The 18160-nt window shown below is 66.2% G+C and carries 15 protein-coding genes; 14 read left to right on the plus strand and 1 reads right to left on the minus strand.

Annotated elements, in window-relative coordinates; genetic code table 11:
* The first annotated feature begins 1 nt into the window (after position 1).
* The 3 genes from IOC69_RS04780 (at position 2) to IOC69_RS04790 (ending at position 5464) form a co-directional block, all read left to right on the plus strand.
* Complete coding sequence (locus tag IOC69_RS04780) at positions 2–1261, plus strand: pitrilysin family protein (RefSeq protein WP_290542392.1); 1260 nt, start codon at positions 2–4, stop codon at positions 1259–1261.
* Between the two features lie 8 nt (positions 1262–1269).
* Complete coding sequence (locus IOC69_RS04785; RefSeq protein ID WP_290542393.1) at positions 1270–1845, plus strand: GNAT family protein; 576 nt, start codon at positions 1270–1272, stop codon at positions 1843–1845.
* A gap of 196 nt (positions 1846–2041) precedes the next feature.
* The gene (locus IOC69_RS04790) at positions 2042–5464 is read left to right on the plus strand and encodes an EAL domain-containing protein (RefSeq protein WP_290542394.1); all 3423 of its coding nucleotides are present in this window, start codon (positions 2042–2044) and stop codon (positions 5462–5464) included.
* 3 nt (positions 5465–5467) lie between these two features.
* Here the strand turns inward: IOC69_RS04790 and IOC69_RS04795 are convergent, their stop codons facing one another.
* Positions 5468–6052 carry a YqgE/AlgH family protein gene (locus IOC69_RS04795; RefSeq protein ID WP_290542395.1) on the minus strand — a complete coding sequence of 195 codons (585 nt, stop codon included), beginning with the start codon at positions 6050–6052 and terminating at the stop codon, positions 5468–5470.
* A 278-nt stretch (positions 6053–6330) separates the two neighbouring features.
* On the opposite strand from IOC69_RS04795, the gene IOC69_RS04800 reads away from it, so the two are divergent.
* The 11 genes from IOC69_RS04800 to rbfA all read left to right on the plus strand — a co-directional run bounded on the left by IOC69_RS04800 (position 6331) and on the right by rbfA (position 17938).
* The gene (locus IOC69_RS04800; protein ID WP_290542396.1) at positions 6331–7083 is read left to right on the plus strand and encodes a protein-disulfide reductase DsbD domain-containing protein; all 753 of its coding nucleotides are present in this window, start codon (positions 6331–6333) and stop codon (positions 7081–7083) included.
* A 28-nt stretch (positions 7084–7111) separates the two neighbouring features.
* Positions 7112–7600, plus strand: a complete 489-nt coding sequence (locus IOC69_RS04805; RefSeq protein ID WP_290542397.1) for a peroxiredoxin — start codon at positions 7112–7114, stop codon at positions 7598–7600.
* Between the two features lie 202 nt (positions 7601–7802).
* Positions 7803–9377, plus strand: coding sequence for an apolipoprotein N-acyltransferase (gene lnt, locus IOC69_RS04810; RefSeq protein ID WP_290542398.1), 1575 nt, complete (start codon positions 7803–7805; stop codon positions 9375–9377).
* Positions 9378–9556: 179 nt separating this feature from the next.
* Positions 9557–9958, plus strand: a complete 402-nt coding sequence (locus IOC69_RS04815) for a helix-turn-helix transcriptional regulator (RefSeq protein ID WP_290542399.1) — start codon at positions 9557–9559, stop codon at positions 9956–9958.
* A 97-nt stretch (positions 9959–10055) separates the two neighbouring features.
* On the plus strand, positions 10056–11252 hold the full coding sequence (gene metK, locus IOC69_RS04820) for a methionine adenosyltransferase (RefSeq protein WP_290542400.1): 1197 nt from the start codon (positions 10056–10058) through the stop codon (positions 11250–11252).
* Between the two features lie 14 nt (positions 11253–11266).
* Positions 11267–11908 carry a tRNA (guanosine(46)-N7)-methyltransferase TrmB gene (gene trmB / locus IOC69_RS04825; RefSeq protein ID WP_290542408.1) on the plus strand — a complete coding sequence of 214 codons (642 nt, stop codon included), beginning with the start codon at positions 11267–11269 and terminating at the stop codon, positions 11906–11908.
* A 183-nt stretch (positions 11909–12091) separates the two neighbouring features.
* Complete coding sequence (rimP, locus tag IOC69_RS04830; protein ID WP_290542401.1) at positions 12092–12700, plus strand: ribosome maturation factor RimP; 609 nt, start codon at positions 12092–12094, stop codon at positions 12698–12700.
* Positions 12693–14291 (plus strand): transcription termination factor NusA, encoded by a 1599-nt coding sequence (nusA, locus tag IOC69_RS04835; protein WP_290542402.1) that lies wholly within the window; start codon positions 12693–12695, stop codon positions 14289–14291. The genes rimP and nusA overlap by 8 nt, the downstream gene beginning before the upstream one ends.
* A 47-nt stretch (positions 14292–14338) precedes the next feature.
* Positions 14339–14932, plus strand: coding sequence for an RNA-binding protein (locus IOC69_RS04840; RefSeq protein ID WP_290542403.1), 594 nt, complete (start codon positions 14339–14341; stop codon positions 14930–14932).
* The gene (infB, locus tag IOC69_RS04845) at positions 14925–17546 is read left to right on the plus strand and encodes a translation initiation factor IF-2 (RefSeq protein WP_290542404.1); all 2622 of its coding nucleotides are present in this window, start codon (positions 14925–14927) and stop codon (positions 17544–17546) included. The genes IOC69_RS04840 and infB overlap by 8 nt, the downstream gene beginning before the upstream one ends.
* An 8-nt stretch (positions 17547–17554) precedes the next feature.
* Positions 17555–17938, plus strand: a complete 384-nt coding sequence (gene rbfA / locus IOC69_RS04850; RefSeq protein WP_290542405.1) for a 30S ribosome-binding factor RbfA — start codon at positions 17555–17557, stop codon at positions 17936–17938.
* Positions 17939–18160: the final 222 nt, after the last annotated feature.

The raw sequence follows: 18160 nt of genomic DNA on the forward strand, positions 1-18160 counted from the left end.
CATGAGCGTCGAGATCACCCGCCTCAACAACGGCATCCATGTCGTCACCCACCACATGCCGCATCTGGAGACGGCGGCAATTGGCATCTGGGTCAAGGCCGGGGCACGCGACGAGCGGGCGGACGAGAACGGCATCGCCCATGTCCTCGAACACATGGCCTTCAAGGGCACGCCGCGCCGCTCCGCCCGCGCCATCGCCGAGGACATCGAATCCGCCGGCGGCGAAATCAATGCCGCCACCGGCATGGAGACCACGACCTATTATGCCCGCGTCCTCAAACAGGACTGGGCTCTGGCGCTCGACATCCTCGCCGACATCTTCACCTCGCCGGCCCTCGACGAAGACGAACTCGAGCGCGAGCGTGGCGTGATCCTGCAGGAAATCGCGGCAGCACACGACCAGCCGGATGACCTGGTCTTCGACCTCGCCCAGGCTGCGAGCTTCGGCGGCCATCCGCTGGCCCGCTCCATCCTCGGCACGCAGGAACTGATCGGCGGCGTGACCCGCCAGCAGATTCTCGACTGGCGCAACCGCAATTACGGGGGCTCGCGCATCGTCGTCGCGGCGGCGGGCCATATCGATCACAAGGCCTTCGCGGCGGAGGCCCGCGCCCTGCTCGAAAAGATCGGGCAGGGCACGGACCCGCAACGCGAAACGCCGCGCTTCCTGCCCACCTGCTGCACGGCGGAAAAGCCCCTCGACCAGGCCCACATCGTGCTCAGCTTCGAGGCGCCGGGCTACCGCCACCCGGACATCTATGTGCTGCAGGTGCTCTCCAATATCCTCGGCGGCGGCATGTCGTCGCGCCTGTTCCAGGAGCTGCGCGAGAAGCGCGGCCTCTGCTACAGCGTCTTCTCTTTCGGCTCGGCCTATGAGGATGCGGGGCAGGTGGGCGTCTATGCCGCCACATCCCCCGAACACTCCAACGAGCTTCTCGACCTCACCTCGCAGGTGATGCTGTCGGTGGCGCGGGCGGTGACGGAGGCCGAAGTGGCGCGCGCCAGGGCGCAGCTCAAGGCCAGTCTGGTCATGAACCTCGAGAGCGCCTCGGCCCGGGCCGACCAGATCGCCCGCCAGTTCCTTGCGTTCGGCGTGGTGCCAGCGATTTCGACGCTCGCCGCCAGGATCGAGGCGGTGACGCCCGAACAGGTGCGGGCGCTGGCGGAGCGCCTGTTCCGCCATCGGAAGCCGGCCTTCAGCGCCGTCGGCCACATTGCCGACATGGCGGACTACGATAAGATAGCCGGGCAATTTTCGTAAGCAGTGATATGGCTTTCCTCCGCTCACCCTTCGTCGGCGACCCGCCCCCCACCCTTCGGAATGGCCGCGCGCTGATCCGCGTGCCGGACATGGCGGATTACGAGCAGTGGGCGGCGCTCAGGGCGCAGAGCCGCGACTTCCTCACCCCGTGGGAGCCGCTCTGGCCCGCCAACGACCTCACCCGCACCGCCTTCAGAAGCCGCATCCGGCAGTATTGGCGCGATATCGACGAGGACCTGGCCTACCCCTATTTCATCTTCGACCGCGGGGGCGAGGTGCTGGTCGGGGCGCTCACTTTGTCCAATGTGCGCCGTGGCGTCGCCCAGACGGCGACACTCGGCTACTGGATCGGCCAACCCCATGTCCGCAAGGGCTACATGACCGCCGCCGTGGGGCTGATCTGCGATTTTGCCTTCCGGCACCTGGGCCTGCACCGCGTGGAGGCGGCCTGCCTTCCGCACAACGTGCCCTCCATCGGCCTCCTGCACAAATGCGGCTTCGCCTATGAGGGGCAGGCGCGCGGCTACCTCAAGATTGCCGGCGAATGGCGCGATCATCTTCTGTTTGCGAGGCTTTCGGGGTAGCGCAGGTTTCGATTCAGCAGACCCGAAACGCCGCTCTGTCTTTTTGCCTTGTCGCATTTTCGGCGGTCAACCGGTGTCCACTTGACCGGAAAATGCTTTGTCCTTTGTTTTGTCGCATTTTCGGCGGTCAACCGGTGTCCACTTGACCGGAAAATGCTCTGACACACAGTAACCCTGTGGTGTAACGTTCCTTGTCATGAGGACGCGCCTCAGCTTAGGTAATCCGATGAGGTGTGGTGGACCCAGGGCGGGAGGCTTTCCAGCCGGCAATCTGCTGTTCGTCGTTCTGCTGCTGGCAGCCGCACTGGGGCTGGCGCGGCCCGGCCTTGCCGTGGACATCGTGGACATTTCGCGGGCGCTACCGCAGCAGGACCTCACAGGCCTCCTCGCCGGACTGCAGACGCCCGAGCGCGAGACCGTCATCCGGCGGCCGCATGGCGGCGAGGGCCCGTCCGGGCAGATGACGCTCACCGCAAAGGCGCCAGGGCCGGTGTTCAACTGGGTGACCGCCGCCTTCAGAAACACGTCCAAGGACCCCGTTTCCGTCGTGCTGGCCGTGCCGCACCAGGGCTTCACGGGCTCCGGCTTCTATCCCCCGCGGCTGGTGGGGCCGCGCGTCTATGGCACAGAGCTGGCGGGGGCCGGGCAGTTGAGCAATCTGCCCCCGGCGCCGGGCGAAAGCGCCTATCTGCTCAGCCTGCCGCCGGGTGGCGCGGTGTCGGTCGCCTTCGAGGTGACGGGCGGTGCGCTCCCCGTCACCATGTGGCAGCGCGCCGCCTTCGACGCGCACAAGGACTTCATCTCCTTCTTCCGCGGCGCGCTGCTCGGCATTTCGGTGCTGATCGCGCTCGCCATGATCTTGCTCTACGGCTTCCGGGCGCGTGCGCTCTTCCCGGTGGCGGGCGCTTTTGCGCTGGCCTCCACCGGCTTCCTGCTGCTGGAGGCGGGCCACCTTACCGTGCTTACCGCCCAGTCGGGCATGACGGGTTTCACCTTGCAGGTGCTGCGGGCCGTCTTCGAGGGGTTGATGGCGGGCTTCCTGCTGCTGCTTCTGGCCATGCTGGCGGATCTTGGCCGTGTCTCGCGCATGGCGGGCAACCTGCTGCTGATCGCCGCCTGCCTCGCCTTCGCCATTCCGATCTATGGCATCGCCGAACCGATGCTGGCCGTGGCCCTGGCGCGTCTGGTCTTCGCGCTCACCGCGGTGGGCGGCTTCGTCCTCATCGTTTATCTGTGGTGGCGCGGCGGGGTGAAGGCCGAGACGGCGGTGCTGAGCTGGACCGCCGTGCTGCTGTGGACCATGCTGGCCATGCTGGCCGCACTGTTCAGCGATCCCGGCTCCTCGATTGCCGGGGTGGTGGCGGTGGGGCTAGTGGCGCTGCTCGTGATGCTGGGTTTCGTTTTGGCGCATCACGCCTTCGCGCAGGGCTATCTGTCGCGCCACTTCTTCCGCGAGGCGGGGCGCCATGCCCTGGCCCTCGCCGGGGCGCGCGCCTTCGTGTGGGACTGGCAGCCGGAGGACGGCGAACTCTTCCTCAGCCCCGAGATCGCCCGCGCGCTGGCCCAACCCGCCAATGCCTTCGAGGACGCGGCGGGCGAGGCCTTTCTCGAACTCATGCACCCGGCCGACCGCTCCGCCTATCTCGCCACCATCGCGGAGGCGGAGGCTGACGGCCGGAGCCCCATCGAGCGCAAGTTCCGGCTCCGCCATGGCGATGGCGGCTACCGCTGGTTCGAGCTGAGGGCGCGCTCCATCACCGGCGGCAACGGCTATCGCGCGGCGCGCTGCATCGGCACCGTCACCGACGTCACCAATGCCAAGATCGCCGAGGAGCGCCTGCTGAAGGACGCCGTTTACGACATGGTCACCGGCCTTCCCAACCGCGCGCTCTTCGCCGACCGGCTGCAGCGGGCGATCGACGGGCTGGAACCGGGTGCGGCCACCGGACTGTTCGTGCTGCTGGTCGACCTTGACCGCTTCAAGACCGTCAACGACGCCATGGGCCACGCGGCGGGTGACGCGCTTCTGTCCATCATCGGCCGCCGCCTCAAGGCCGAGGCGGACGTGGCGGACACGGTGGCGCGCCTGCCGGGCGATCAGTTCGCCCTTCTCTATCACGAGGCGCCGGGGGGCCGCGGCGTGGATGCCTTCGCCCAGGCGCTGCTCGATACGGTGGGCCGCCCGGTGAAATTCGAAGGCCAGGAATATTTCCTCACGGCCTCCGTCGGCGTCGCGCAGTACCGGCCGGGCGAGCAGGACGCCGAGCGGCTGATGAAGGAAGCCGCCGTGGCCCTCTACGAGGCGCGGCGCAAGGGCACGGGCGCGGTCGAGCTGTTCAACCCGGCCATGGTCGATGACCGCGCGGAACTGGTGGTGCTCGAGGCGGAGCTGCGCCGCGCCATCGAGAGGAACGAGATAGAGGTCCATTACCAGCCCATCGCGCGGCTTGCCGACATGCACCTCGCGGGCTTCGAGGCGCTGGTGCGCTGGCGCCACCCGGCGATGGGCCTCCTGGCGCCCGAGAGCTTCCTGAGCCTCGCCGAGGAAACCGGCATGATCCGCGACATCGGCCGCGTGGTGCTGAACGAGGCCGGCCGCCAGCTCGGCATCTGGCAGCGCGCCTACCGCTCGGCCGAGCCCGCCTTCATCGCTGTCAACATCTCGTCGGCGCAGCTCATCGAGCCGGGCCTGCTCGACGACGTCAAGCAGATGATCGGGCGCGAGGGCCTGCTGCGCGGCAGCTTCAAAATCGAGGTCACGGAATCCCTCGTCATGGAATATCCGGAGCGCGCGGCGCAGATTCTCGAACGTTTCCGCGAATTGGGCGTCGGCCTCTCCTGCGACGATTTCGGCACCGGCTATTCCTCGCTCTCAAGCCTGAGGAAGCTGCCCTTCGACACGCTGAAGGTGGACCGCAGCTTCATCTCGCAGGAGGCGCAGGACCGCCGCGCCGGGGTGATTCTGCGGTCGATCATCGCCATGGGCCACGAGCTTGGCCTCTCAATCGTGGCCGAGGGCATCGAGAACCAGGACCAGGTCGACCGGCTTGGCGGGCTCGGCTGCGACTATGGCCAGGGCTTCTTCATCGGCAAGCCGATGTCGGCGAAGCAGGTGAACGAGGCGCTGGCGGGCCTGCCCTATGCCCAGACCTCCGGCCGCACCGCCATAACCTGGCTGTGGGAGCGCGCCATCAAGGACCCGCCGCCGGAACCCGCGCTGCGCCGGATGACGGCCGTGGATGTGCAGCGCCCCGAGCCCGAAAAGCGCCCGGCGCGCCCCTATCCGCGCCGCCGCATGGAGCCTGACCCCGTGCCGAAGCAAGAGCCTCTGCCGGCTGAGGCTGGGGCTGAGGCTGAGGCTGAGGCTGAGGCGGTGCTCCCGCCCTCCGGCGCGGCGTCCGGGGCAAATTCGATCATTGTGGAAGAGATCATTGCCGCCGTTGAGGCGGGCGAACTTCCGCCTTCGGCTGACGCCACTGAGGCAGCGGTTGCCCCGGCCGCGACTGAGCCTCCCGCGGCCGAGCCCGTGCCTGAAGCTGCAAGTCCCGAGGCTCCGCCCCCGCGCCGCCGGCGCATGCGGCAGCGCCAGGTGGCGCTGCCCGGCGCGGGCGAAGCATAGGCTTCAGGCGTGGCCTGAATCGCGCGACAGCATGGCGGGGTCGATCTTCAGCTTGCGCAGCGCCGCGGTGTAGCGCTCATCGAAGCCGATGCCGAAGACGATGTCCTCGTCGGCAGGACAGGTGAGCCAGCCATTGTGCTGGATCTCGTTCTCGAGCTGGCCCGGCGCCCAGCCGGAATAGCCGAGCGCCAGCACCGCGCGCTGCGGCCCTTCGCCCCTGGCCATGGCGCGCAGAATGTCCACGGTTGCGGTCAGGGCGATGTTTTCGGTCACCGGCAGGCTCGAATCGGCGGTGAAATAGTCCGACGTGTGCAGCACGAAGCCGCGGCCCTGTTCCACCGGCCCCCCGAACAGCACGGGCATCTGCATGAGCTCGCCTGGCGGTGCTGGCGCATCTTCGCCCGCCATGTCAAGCTGCGAGAGCAGATCTCCGAAGCACATCATCGGTGTGATCTTGTTGATGATGATGCCCATCGCGCCCTGTTCCGAATGCGCGCACATGTAGATGACGCTGCGATCGAAACGCGGATCGCCAATGCCCGGCATGGCGATCAGCAATTGCCCGTCGAGATAGGGACCCTTGGTCATGCCGTTTCCCTTGTGTGGCGCGAAGCATAGAGCATTTTCAGGCCAAGTGGACACCGGTTGACCGTCAAAAATGCGACCAAATCAAGAGATCGGGCAGGTTTCGATTTCACTGAACCGAAACCTGCGCCAGATCAAAAGCTTGAGCATGATCTTACCGCAAGAAGCGCAGCGGGCCGAGGAGGGGAACCGTTTGCAGTGTTGCCTGAAGATCGTGCCGCAGGCCGGCCTGACGCGAAGGTGATTGGCGGGGCTTCGCTTTTCTTCCATAAAGAGCCATCATGACGATCCGCCTTGCCTTCGCCGCAGCCCTCGCCCTCGCGCTCCCCGCCGCCGCGGACGGCAAGCCATGGCGCGTGTCGCTGACCGGCGATCGTTTCGACGGGGCCGCCTGGCATACCGGCGTGCTGATCGAGCTGGCGCCCGGCTGGAAGACCTATTGGCGCATGCCGGGCGATTCCGGCATTCCGCCGGAATTCACCTGGACGCCCTCGCGGCCCGCCAAGGTCGATGTCCAGTTCCCCGCGCCCGCGCGCCACATCGACAAGGGCGGCGAGACCGTCGGCTACCTGCAGGACGTGATCTTCCCCGTCACCGTCACGCCGGAAGGGCCCGGCGCACTGGACCTGAAGCTTGGCCTGTTCTTCGCCGTATGCAAGGACGTCTGCATTCCCGCCCAGGCCGAGGCCTCGATCTCGCTCGGGCTGGAGCAGCGCGATCCTTTGGGCAGCGCGCGCGTCGAAGCTGCGCGTTCCGCCGTGCCCGCCGCCGGCCATGCCATCACCAGCGCGGAGATCCTCAGCGACGGCGGCAAGCCCGCGCTCAGGCTCACGCTGACGGAAAGGCCCGGGGACATTTTCGTGGAAAGCGCCACCACGGCCTATTTCCACGCCCCCGTGCTCTCGGCGGACGGCCGCGAGGCGCGGCTCGCGATCGGCAGCCTCGCCGATGCCGCCAGGCTCAGGGGCCAGACCGTCACCATCACCTATCTCATCGGCGGCAAGGGCTATGAACAGACCCTGACGCTTCCCTGAACCCGATAAAGCCAGAAGGACGACAGCCATGACCATCAAGCCGGGCGACAAGCTGCCCAACGTCGAATTCACCGTCACCACCGCCGAGGGGCCGCAAAAGATGCCGGCCGACGTGATCTTCGGCGGCCGCAAGGTGGTGCTGTTCGGGCTTCCCGGCGCCTTCACGCCGACCTGCAACATGAACCACCTGCCAGGATTCCTGCTGGCCTGTGACGACATCAGGGCGCACGGCGTGGACACCATCGCCTGCACCGCGGTGAACGACATCTTCGTGATGAAGGCCTGGGGCAAGTCAACCGGGTCCGAGGGCAAGATCCTGATGCTGGCGGACGGCAATGGCGAATTCGCCAAGGCTGTGGGCCTCGAGCTTGACCTTGCGGCGGCCGGCATGGGGCTGCGCTCCAGGCGCTATGCGATGATCGTCGAGAATGGCGTGGTGAAGACGCTCAACATCGAGACCGAGAAGGGGGTCAATGTCTCTGGTGCGGAGACCATCATGCAGCAGCTGAAGGCTTGATTTCAGCCGATCTTTGCAGCGCGTGCCGGGCCATCGCGTGGTTGGAGGGGGTGATGGGAACTTTCGCCCAGGCCTCGATCGCCATTGCGGCGGAAGTGCAGCCGCAGGCGACGGCGGATGGCGGGCCGCCGTTCACGCGCGGTGTTCTGAAACGCCATGATTCCTGTCAGAGAAACGGCCCGCCCCCTATAGTCCCCGCCGCATGATTCGACTGTTCCGACGCCTGGGGCTTCTGCCCGCACCGGTCCGGGGCGCGCTCGCCGCAATGGCCGGCGCGCTCATCGCCTTGGGCTTGCCGCCGCTCAACGGGTGGCCGCTCGCCTTCATCGGTTTTCCGTTGTTCCTCGCGCTGCTCGATACCGCGAAGCGCTCCAGCTGGCACCGCGGTTTCGGCCTCGGCTGGGCCTTCGGGCTGGGCTATTTCGCCGTGGCTTTCCACTGGATCGGCTTTGCCTTTTTTGTCGAGGCGGACGCTTATCTGTGGATGATGCCCTTCATGCTCGGCATCCTGTCCGGCGGAATGGCGATCTACTGGGGTCTCGCCGGGCTTCTTGCCAGGCGCTTCGGCGGCAGCGGGCTGCAGCTGGCGCTCGCCTTCTCCGCGCTGCTGGCGGCGGCGGAATGGCTGCGCGGCCATCTCTTCACCGGTTTTCCCTGGGCCGCCCCGGGGCTCCTCGTTGATGGCATGGGCGGTGTCGCACAGGCGGCCTCGGTCATCGGCATGACAGGGCTCACGCTGCTCATCGTGCTGTGGGCGTCGCTGCCCTATGTCTTTCTCTCCGGCGGGCGGCGGCTGAGTTTGGCGGGCGGGGCCATCCTCCTGCTGCTGCCCGCGCTGTGGGGCTGGGGCGAGTTGCGTCTCGCGGGCGCCACGGACGCCACGGCGCCGGGCGTCGCCATCCGCATCGTCCAGCCCAACCTGCCGCAGAAAGAGAAATGGCGCGAGGACAATGCCCGCCGGATCTTCGACGACCTCTTGCAGCTGTCGATGCTGCCCACGGCGGAACGGCCGGACGGCATCGACGGCGTCACCCATCTGATCTGGCCCGAATCGGCGGTGCCCTTCCTGATCGACGAGAGTCCGGTGGCGAAATCGGAGCTGAAGCCGCTGCTCGGCGGCCGCACCGCGCTCATCACCGGCGCGGTCCGGGCCAGCCGTGAAGGCGATGGCGCGGAGCCCGCTGCGCACAACAGCATAATCGTATTCGACGGCATGGCAGAGGTTGCAGCACGCTATGACAAGTGGCGGCTGGTGCCGGGCGGCGAGTTTCTGCCCCTGGCCTGGGCGCTGGAGCCCCTGGGCTTCCGCCAGGTTGTGCAGACTCCGGGCAGTTTCGTTCCCGGCATCGGCCCGCGCACCGTCATCCTGCCGGGCGGAATCAGGGCCGGCCTCACCATCTGCTATGAGGCGATTTTCCCGGACCGGCTGGTGGACGACGCCGACCGGCCCCAGGTGATCGTCAATGTCACGAATGACGGCTGGTTCGGGCGCTCCACCGGTCCCTGGCAGCACCTGGCACAGGCGCGGCTGCGCACGATCGAGCAGGGGCTGCCCATGATCCGGGCTGCGAACACCGGCATTTCCGCCGTCATCGACCCTTATGGCCGAATACTGCGGATGTTGCCGCTGATGGAGAAAGGGGTGGTTGATTCTCCGCTGCCGATGGCGATTTCCGTCACAGCCTATGCGCGGATGGGCGACTTCTGGTTGCTCTTTTTGACTGTATTTGCAATCAGCCCCGCATTTCTCGCGAGATTTTCGGCCTCGGGGAGATAGAATGATCAAGGCAGCCTCTTTTTCGGCGACGCGGCCCGGTTTTGGGGTTAAAGCAATTGCGCGCTATGGTTTTGTAGACTACACGTTGACATGCTTGAGATTTGGCGAGCAACGTAATGACTGGCAGCTTTGTTGCAGAACCAGGCATCAGACCGGCAAGCATCAGGTCTGAGGACAAAATGACACGACGCGATCCTAATTACGTAGACGTTCATGTGGGCAGCCGCATCCGCATGCGCCGCCAGCTCGTTGGCGTGAGCCAGGAGAAGCTGGGCGAATTGCTTGGCATCACCTTCCAGCAGGTCCAGAAGTATGAGAAGGGCGCCAACCGCATCAGCGCGAGCCGCCTTTATTTCACCGCCAAGATTCTCGGCGTTCCGGTTCAGTTCTTCTTCGAGGAACTGCCGGGCGTGGAGGAGCGCAGCGGCATGGGCGAGGCCCGCGACGAGGATGCCGTGCTCGCCGCCCTGATGAATGTCGAGGGCGTGACGCTGGCCAAGGCCTTCCGTGACGCCGACAGCGTCAACAAACGCAAGCTGATCTCCACCATCGCCCGCGTGATTGCCGAAACCAAGGAGTGACTTTGCGGGTCTCCCTTTAGCCGGGGCCGCCTTGACCGGCGTCCGCAACGCTGTCAAAAAGCGCGCGGCTTGACGCAAGAGGGGCCCTGAGAATCACATGTCACGCAAGAATTACGTGTTCACCAGCGAGTCGGTCTCCGAGGGCCACCCGGACAAGGTGTGCGACCGGATTTCCGACGAGATCGTCGATCTGTTCTACCGCGAGGCGCTCGCGCAGGGATTCGATCCGTGGGCTGTGCGCGTGGCTTGCGAGACACTCGCGACCACCAATCACGTGGTGATCGCCGGCGAGACCCGCGGTCCCGCCACGGTCACCCACGCCAAAATCGAGGCTGCGGCGAGGAAGGCCATCAGGGACATCGGCTACGAACAGGAAGGCTTCCACCATCAGGACGCCAGAATCGTCATCATGCTGCACAGCCAGTCGGCTGACATTGCCCAGGGTGTGGACGCCGCCGGCGAAAAGAAGGAAGAGGGCGCGGGCGACCAGGGCATCATGTTCGGCTATGCCTGCGACGAGACGCCGGAACTGATGCCGGCGCCGCTCTATTATTCTCAGAAGATTCTGAAGCTCCTTGCCGAGGCGCGCCATTCCGGCAAGGAGAAGCACCTGGGGCCAGACGCCAAGAGCCAGGTCTCCGTGATCTACAAGAACGGCAAGCCTGTCGGCGCCTCGCAGATTGTTGTGTCCCACCAGCACACCAAGGAGGACCTGACCTCGGCTGACGTGCTGAAGATCGTGAAGCCCTATGTGCGGAAGGCCCTGCCCAGGGGCTGGATCACCAAGGACACCGTCTGGCACGTGAACCCCACGGGCAAGTTCTTCATCGGCGGCCCCGATGGCGATGCCGGCCTCACCGGCCGCAAGATCATCGTCGATACCTATGGCGGTGCGGCCCCCCATGGCGGCGGCGCCTTCTCCGGCAAGGATCCGACCAAGGTTGACCGTTCGGCGGCCTATGCCGCGCGCTACCTCGCCAAGAACATTGTCGCAGCGGGCCTCGCAAGGCGCTGCACCATCCAGCTCTCCTACGCCATCGGCGTCGCCCAGCCGCTGTCGATCTACGTCGACACCCATGGCACCGGCAAGGCGCCGGAGGCGAAGCTCGAAAAAGCGCTGGCCAGGGTCATGGACCTGTCGCCCCGCGGCATCCGCGCGCACCTCAACCTCAACCGCCCGATTTATGCGCGCACCGCGGCCTATGGACATTTCGGCCGCGCGCCGGAAAAGGATGGCGGCTTCTCATGGGAGAAGACCGACCTCGCGAAGGCGCTCAAAGCCGCGGTGAAGTGATCATCCCGGCCGAAATGCGGTTCCAGTTCTACGGGCGGCGCAAGGGGAAATCCTTGCGCCGTCATCATTCCGGCCTGATGGACCAGCTGCTGCCGCATCTGCGCGTGGCTCTCGATGATCCGCTGGCGGGCATGGCTGACCGGCGCTGGCTGGAAATCGGCTTCGGCGGCGGCGAGCACCTTGCCCACCAGGCCGAACTGCATCCGGATGTCTCGTTCATCGGCGCCGAGCCCTTTGTCAACGGTGTTGCCAAGATGCTGGCCCTTGTGGAGGAGAAAACCCTCGCCAATGTCCGGATCCACGACGCCGACGCGCGCCCGCTGCTGCAAGCACTGCCCGCGGCGGGTTTTGAGCGCATATTCCTCCTCTATCCCGACCCCTGGCCCAAGGCGCGCCACAACAAGCGCCGCTTCGTGAGCCCGGAAAATCTCGCGCAGTTCCACCGCGTGCTGAAGCCCGGGGGACTGTTCCTCTTTGCCAGCGACTTCGGCGGCTATGTGTCCTGGACGCGCCAGCATGTGGCCGCCCATGGCGGCTTCACGGAGGAGGGCGATCCGCTTGCGCCATACGAGAACTGGATCGGGACGCGCTACGAGACCAAGGCGCGGCACGAGGGCAGGGGATCGAACTATCTGAGGTTCCGGCGGAAGGGCTGAACCAAGCTCGAAGCTGGCCTGTCGGCGACCCTCCCGAACGCCCCCAACACCGCCCCTTGCGAAATGGCCTGGAAGCGCGTATGTCCGGTCCAACTTAGGTTCACTCACATAGCCACGAAAGTGGAGATAGGGAGTGGGTCCCGGTCCCGGGGCCCGCTTTTTTTATTGCCTGAAAGGGCTTCGATGACGACCGAAACGGACACCAGACTGGCCCGCGAGACGGGCCCCGCGCAGCGGGTGGCGGCCCTGTCCGAACCCGTGCTCGCCGGCATGGGCTTCAGGCTCGTGCGGGTGAAGATGAGCGGCCCCACCCTGCAGATCATGGCGGAGCGGCCGGACGGCACCTTCACCATCGACGACTGCGAGGCGGTCAGCCGCGCCATGTCGCCCATTCTCGACGTCGAGGATGTGGTCTCCTCGCGCTATCACCTTGAGGTGTCCTCGCCCGGCATCGACCGGCCTCTGGTGCGTCCGTCGGACTTCGAGTCCTGGGCAGGCCATGAGGTGAAAGTCGAGATGGCCGTGCCGGTCGCCGGCCGCAAGCGCTTCAAGGGAACCCTCGAAGGCTGCCATGAGGGCGAGGTTCGCCTGTTCATCGAGAACCCGGAAGGGGCATCGAAGGAACCTGTGCTGATCGGCGTGCCCTTCGCCGATATCTCCGATGCCAAGCTTGTTTTGACCGACGCGCTGATCGCGGCGGCCAAGACCCGCCTGGCGGCCAGGGGCTATGGCGACGGCGCCGAGATCGACGAAGACCAGATTTCGCAGAAAAGGAGCGAAGACAATGGCTGATTATGGCGTGAGCGCCAACCGGCTCGAACTGCTGCAGATCGCGGACGCCGTGGCGCGCGAGAAGTCGATCGACAAGTCGGTCGTGCTGCATGCGATGGAAGAGGCGATCACCAAGGCCGCCAAGGCCCGCTATGGCGCGGAGAACGAGATCGTCGCCGAGATCGATCCGCGCACCGGCGAAACCCGCCTGCAGCGCCTGCTTCTCGTCGTCGAGGAGGTGGAGAACGAAGCCACCCAGGTCAGCCTGGCCGATGCGCAGCGGAGGAACCCCGCCGCCAACATCGGCGACCAGATCGCCGAGAGCCTGCCCCCCATCGAGTTCGGCCGCATTGCCGCGCAGAACGCCAAGCAGGTCATCGTGCAGAAGGTGCGCGATGCCGAGCGCGACCGCATGTATGCCGAATACAAGGACCGGATCGGCGAGATCGTCCATGGCGCGGTGAAGCGCGTCGAATATGGCAATGTCATCGTCGACCTCGGCCGAGGCGAAGGCATCATCCGCCGCGATGAATCGCTGCCGCGCGAAACCTTCCGCCCCGGCGACCGTGTGCGCGCCTATGTCTATGACGTGCGCCGCGAACAGCGCGGGCCCCAGATCTTCCTGTCGCGCACGCACCCTGAATTCATGGCCCGCCTGTTCGGCCAGGAAGTGCCGGAAATCTATGATGGCGTGGTCGAGGTCGTGTCGGTCGCCCGTGATCCGGGCAGCCGCGCCAAGATCGCGGTGCGCTCGAAGGACAGTTCCATCGATCCGGTCGGCGCCTGCGTGGGCATGCGCGGCAGCCGCGTCCAGGCCGTGGTCAACGAGCTGCAGGGCGAGAAGATCGACATCATCCAGTGGACCCAGGACGTGGCCTCCTTCGTGGTGAATGCCCTTGCCCCCGCCGAAGTTTCCAAGGTCGTCCTCGACGAGGAATCCGAGAGGATCGAGGTGGTGGTGCCGGACGAGCAGCTCTCCCTCGCCATCGGCCGCCGCGGCCAGAACGTGCGGCTGGCCTCCCAGCTCACCGGCTGGGACATCGACATCATGACGGAAGCCGAGGAGTCGGAGCGCCGCCAGAAGGAATTCGCCGCGCGCACCGAGCTCTTCGTCTCCGCACTCGACGTCGACGAGACGCTGGCCCAGCTTCTCGCGTCAGAAGGCTTCGCCACGGTCGAGGAGGTGGCCTATGTCGATGCCCGCGAAGTGGCCTCCATCGAAGGTCTCGACGAGCAGACCGCCGAAGAGCTGCAGAACCGGGCGCGCGAGTTCCTCGACCGCCAGGCCGCCGAGCTCGACGCGCGCCGCGCCGAACTGGGCGTGCTCGACGAGCTGAAGGAGATCGAGGGCCTCACCCCCGCCATGCTCGTGGCGCTCGGCGAAGCCGGCCTCAAGTCGATAGAGGATCTCGCCGGCTGCGACACCGACGAGCTGATCGGCTGGACGGAGCGCAAGGCCGGCGGTGCGGTGAAGCACAAGGGCGCCTTCTCCGACCTTGAGGTCTCCGCCGAAGAAGCCAATGACCTCATCATGAAAGCCCGCATCCATGCAGGCTGGATCGAGGCGCCGGTGGAACCCGAAACGGAAGAAGAAGGCGGGGTGGAAGCCTGACCGGGGCCCACGTCAACGGGGAGGCGGACCAGCCCTTGGCGGACCGCATGTGCATCGTCACACGCACGGTGAAGGACGAGGCGGAACTGATCCGCTTCGTCCGCAGCCCGGAAGGCGTGGCCGTGCCCGACCTCGCCCGGAACCTTCCGGGGCGTGGCGTGTGGGTCAGCCTTGACCGCAAGCTGCTGGACCAGGCCATCGCCAGAAAGCTCTTCGCCAGGGGCTTCGGAGCGGAGACCGCCATCCCGCCCGGTCTCCCCGACATCGTATCGGCGGTCCTCCGTCAGCAGGCGCTGTCGCTGCTCTCGCTCGCCAAGAAAGCGGGCGAGGCCGTGTCTGGTTTCACCAAGGTCGAGGACATGCTGGGGCGCGGCCGGGCGCGGCTGCTGTTTCATGGAACCGATGCCAGGCCGGATGGTTGCCGCAAGCTCGACAAGCTCGCGCAACCCGGAGCCGTCGAAAAGATCGTTCTTTTCGAAATCCGCGAATTGGATTTGGCTTTTGGCCGCCCAAATGTGGTACATGCTGCCGTTGCCAAGGGAGGGCTTGCCGAAAAGCTCTCCGCAGCCGTGCGCCGGATCGAGACGTTTGCGGGCCGTATGACCGGCCCAGCCGAGGACCTGAAGAGAAAAGATGACTGATAACAACGACAAAGACCGCAGGCCCGAGGGCAACCGCCCGGCTGGGGGAACGCTGACCCTCAAGCGGCCGTCGATCGAGCAGAGCAAGGTCAGGCAGAGCTTCGGCGCCGGACGCTCAAAAACCGTTGTGGTCGAAACCAAGCGCAAGCGCTTCGGTGACGACAAGCCCGCCGCCCCGCTTGAGCCCAAGGCAGCCCCGCGCGTCACACCGGTGACGCCTGCTCCTCCATCCAATACCCAGACCCCCGCCGCGCCCAGGCCGCAGTCCACCCAGCGCTCCGGCGTGGTGCTTCGCACGCTGACCGCCGAAGAAAAGGAAGCGCGTGACCGGGCGCTTGCCGGCGCCCGCGTGCGCGAGGCCGAAGACCGCAAGCGCCAGGAGGAGGAGGCCCGGCGCCGCGCCGATCAGGAGGTGCGCGACCATGCCGAGCGTGAGGCCGCGGCCAGGCGCAAGGCCGAGGATGATGCCCGCCACCGCGCCGAGGATGAAGCCCGCCGCAAGGCTGACGAAGCCGCCAAGAAGCTCGCGCCCAGGTCCGCCCAGGCCAATATCGTCACGCCGGCCACCGCACCCACCAAGCCGGTCACCGGCAGGGCCATGCCCGCCCCCGCCAAGCGCGTCCATGACGAAGAGGAGGCGCCGCGCCGCTCCTTCCCGGGTGCGGTGAAACGCGAGATCAAGGCGCCCGTTCCGGCGCGGCCCACCAAGGCTGGTGATGCCGACCGGCGCCGCGGCCGCCTCTCGGTCGGCAATGCGCTGAACGAGGATGACGAGCGCGCCCGTTCGGTCGCCGCCTTCCGCCGCCGCACCGAGCGCCTGAAGAAGCAGACGCAAGGCTTCCAGATGCCCACCGAGAAGGTGAGCCGCGAGGTCACCATTCCGGAAGCGATCACCATCCAGGAACTCGCCAACCGCATGGCCGAGCGCGCGGTGGACATCATCAAGTTCCTGATGAAGCAGGGCGAGATGCATACGATCAACGACGTGATCGATGCCGACACCGCCCAGCTCGTGGCCGAGGAAATGGGCCACAAGGTGAAGCGCGTGTCGGAATCCGACGTGGTCGAAGGCCTCGCGGGCGATACCGATGCGCCGGAGCAGTTGAAGCCGCGCCCGCCGGTCGTCACCATCATGGGTCACGTCGACCATGGCAAGACCTCGCTGCTCGACGCGCTGCGCAAGACCAATGTCGTCTCGGGCGAAGCCGGCGGCATCACCCAGCACATCGGCGCCTATCAGGTCGAGACACAGAACGGCGTTGTCACCTTCATCGACACGCCCGGCCACGAGGCCTTCACCTCGATGCGCGCGCGCGGCGCCAAGGCGACGGACATCGTCGTCCTCGTCGTCGCCGCCGATGACGGCGTCATGCCGCAGACGGTCGAGGCCATCAACCACGCCCGTGCGGCCGACGTGCCGATCATCGTGGCGATCAACAAGATCGACAAGCCCGCCGCCAACCCGACCCGCGTGAGGAACGAACTCCTCAAATACGAGATCGTGGTCGAAAGCATGGGCGGCGACACGCTGGAGGTCGAAGTCTCGGCCTTGAAGGGCACCAATCTCGACAAGCTTCTGGACGTGATCCTGCTGCAGTCGGAAGTCCTTGACCTCAAGGCCAACCCGGACCGTGAGGCCGGCGGCATGGTGGTCGAAGCTCAGCTCGACAAGGGCCGTGGCCCCGTCGCCACCGTGCTCGTGCAGCGCGGCACGCTGAAGCTCGGCGACATCTTCGTCGCGGGCTCGGCATGGGGCCGCGTGCGCGCGCTGGTCAACGACAAGGGCCAGCAGGTGAAGGAAGCATCGCCCTCGACGCCGGTGGAGGTGCTGGGCCTCAATTCGGCGCCGGAGGCGGGCGACCAGTTCGACGTGGTGGCGAACGAGGCGCGCGCGCGCGAAGTCACCGAATACCGCGAGAGAAAGCGCCGCGAGACCCGCGGCGCGGCCTCCGCACGCTCCTCGCTCGAGCAGATGATGTCAGCCATCAAGGAGGGCGCCAGCGAGTTCCCGATCCTCGTCAAGGCGGATGTGCAGGGCTCGGCGGAAGCGATCGTGCAGGCCCTGGAAAAGATCGGCAACGCCGAGATCAAGGCCCGCGTCATCCACTATGCGGTGGGCGGCATCAATGAGTCCGACATCGGTCTTGCCGAGGCCTCCAAGGCCGTGGTGCTGGGCTTCAACGTCCGCGCCTCGTCCCAGGCGCGCGATGCCGCCGAGCGCGCGGGGATCGAGATCCGCTACTACAACATCATCTATGACCTGGTTGACGACATCAAGCAGGCCATGGCTGGCAAGCTCGCGCCCGAACTGCGCGAAACCTTCCTCGGCAATGCGAAAATCCTCGAGGTCTTCAACATCACCAAGGTGGGCAAGGTTGCAGGCTGCCAGGTCACCGAAGGCGCCGTGCAGCGCGGCGCCAAGGTGCGCCTGATCCGCGACAATGTGGTGATCCACGAAGGCACACTCTCGACCTTGAAACGCTTCAAGGACGAGGTGAAGGAAGTCCCCGTGGGCCAGGAATGCGGCATGGCCTTCGAGAACTACCAGGACATCCGCGCCGGCGACGTCATCGAATGCTTCCGCGTGGAAAAAGTCCAGCGCACGCTGGACTGATCCGAGACATGAGCAAAGCCAGTGCCCCCTCCCAACGCCAGCTGCGCGCCGGAGAGCTTATCCGCCATGCGCTGGCGGACATCTTCCTGCGCGGCGAATCGGGTGACCCCGATCTCGAGCGGCTGAATCCGACGGTGGTCGAGGTGCAGATCTCGCCCGACCTCAAGATTGCCACCGCCTTCGTCCGCACGCTCCAGCCCGGCAAGGAGCAGGCGCTGCTCGAAGCTTTGAACCGCAACAGGCGCTACATCCGCGGCCTCGTGGCGCCGAAGCTCGAGATGAGGTTCACGCCGGAGATTCGCTATCGCGTGGATACGGCGCTCGACTACGCCAGCCACATTGACGAGATTCTCCGCAGCCCGGAAGTGCAGCGGGACCTGGACAAGAAATAGACCACCCCCTAGAGCGGCGGGCGGTCAATTGACTCCATTAGAGCGGCGGGCGGTCAATTGACTCCATTAGGATTTCCCTCCCCCTCGTGGGGAGGGGTAGGGGTGGGGGGCCCACGAGTCCAATTCTCCAAGACCTGAGCCCGGGGACCCCCACCCTTAATCCCTCCCCACAAGGGGGAGGGAGAATGATCGCGATTCTATATGACCGCCCGGCGCTCTAAT

The organism is Aestuariivirga sp. (genome assembly GCF_020252405.1).
GTDB lineage: Bacteria > Pseudomonadota > Alphaproteobacteria > Rhizobiales > Aestuariivirgaceae > Aestuariivirga.

Bases quoted from the DNA above. Each gene is read 5' to 3' on its own strand.
- IOC69_RS04780 (WP_290542392.1), top strand. From the start codon at position 2: ATGAGCGTCGAGATCACCCGCCTCAACAACGGCATCCATGTCGTCACC.
- IOC69_RS04785 (WP_290542393.1), top strand. From the start codon at position 1,270: ATGGCTTTCCTCCGCTCACCCTTCGTCGGCGACCCGCCCCCCACCCTT.
- IOC69_RS04790 (WP_290542394.1), top strand. From the start codon at position 2,042: ATGAGGACGCGCCTCAGCTTAGGTAATCCGATGAGGTGTGGTGGACCC.
- IOC69_RS04795 (WP_290542395.1), bottom strand. From the start codon at position 6,052: ATGACCAAGGGTCCCTATCTCGACGGGCAATTGCTGATCGCCATGCCG.
- IOC69_RS04800 (WP_290542396.1), top strand. From the start codon at position 6,331: ATGACGATCCGCCTTGCCTTCGCCGCAGCCCTCGCCCTCGCGCTCCCC.
- IOC69_RS04805 (WP_290542397.1), top strand. From the start codon at position 7,112: ATGACCATCAAGCCGGGCGACAAGCTGCCCAACGTCGAATTCACCGTC.
- lnt (WP_290542398.1), top strand. From the start codon at position 7,803: ATGATTCGACTGTTCCGACGCCTGGGGCTTCTGCCCGCACCGGTCCGG.
- IOC69_RS04815 (WP_290542399.1), top strand. From the start codon at position 9,557: ATGACACGACGCGATCCTAATTACGTAGACGTTCATGTGGGCAGCCGC.
- metK (WP_290542400.1), top strand. From the start codon at position 10,056: ATGTCACGCAAGAATTACGTGTTCACCAGCGAGTCGGTCTCCGAGGGC.
- trmB (WP_290542408.1), top strand. From the start codon at position 11,267: ATGCGGTTCCAGTTCTACGGGCGGCGCAAGGGGAAATCCTTGCGCCGT.
- rimP (WP_290542401.1), top strand. From the start codon at position 12,092: ATGACGACCGAAACGGACACCAGACTGGCCCGCGAGACGGGCCCCGCG.
- nusA (WP_290542402.1), top strand. From the start codon at position 12,693: ATGGCTGATTATGGCGTGAGCGCCAACCGGCTCGAACTGCTGCAGATC.
- IOC69_RS04840 (WP_290542403.1), top strand. From the start codon at position 14,339: ATGTGCATCGTCACACGCACGGTGAAGGACGAGGCGGAACTGATCCGC.
- infB (WP_290542404.1), top strand. From the start codon at position 14,925: ATGACTGATAACAACGACAAAGACCGCAGGCCCGAGGGCAACCGCCCG.
- rbfA (WP_290542405.1), top strand. From the start codon at position 17,555: ATGAGCAAAGCCAGTGCCCCCTCCCAACGCCAGCTGCGCGCCGGAGAG.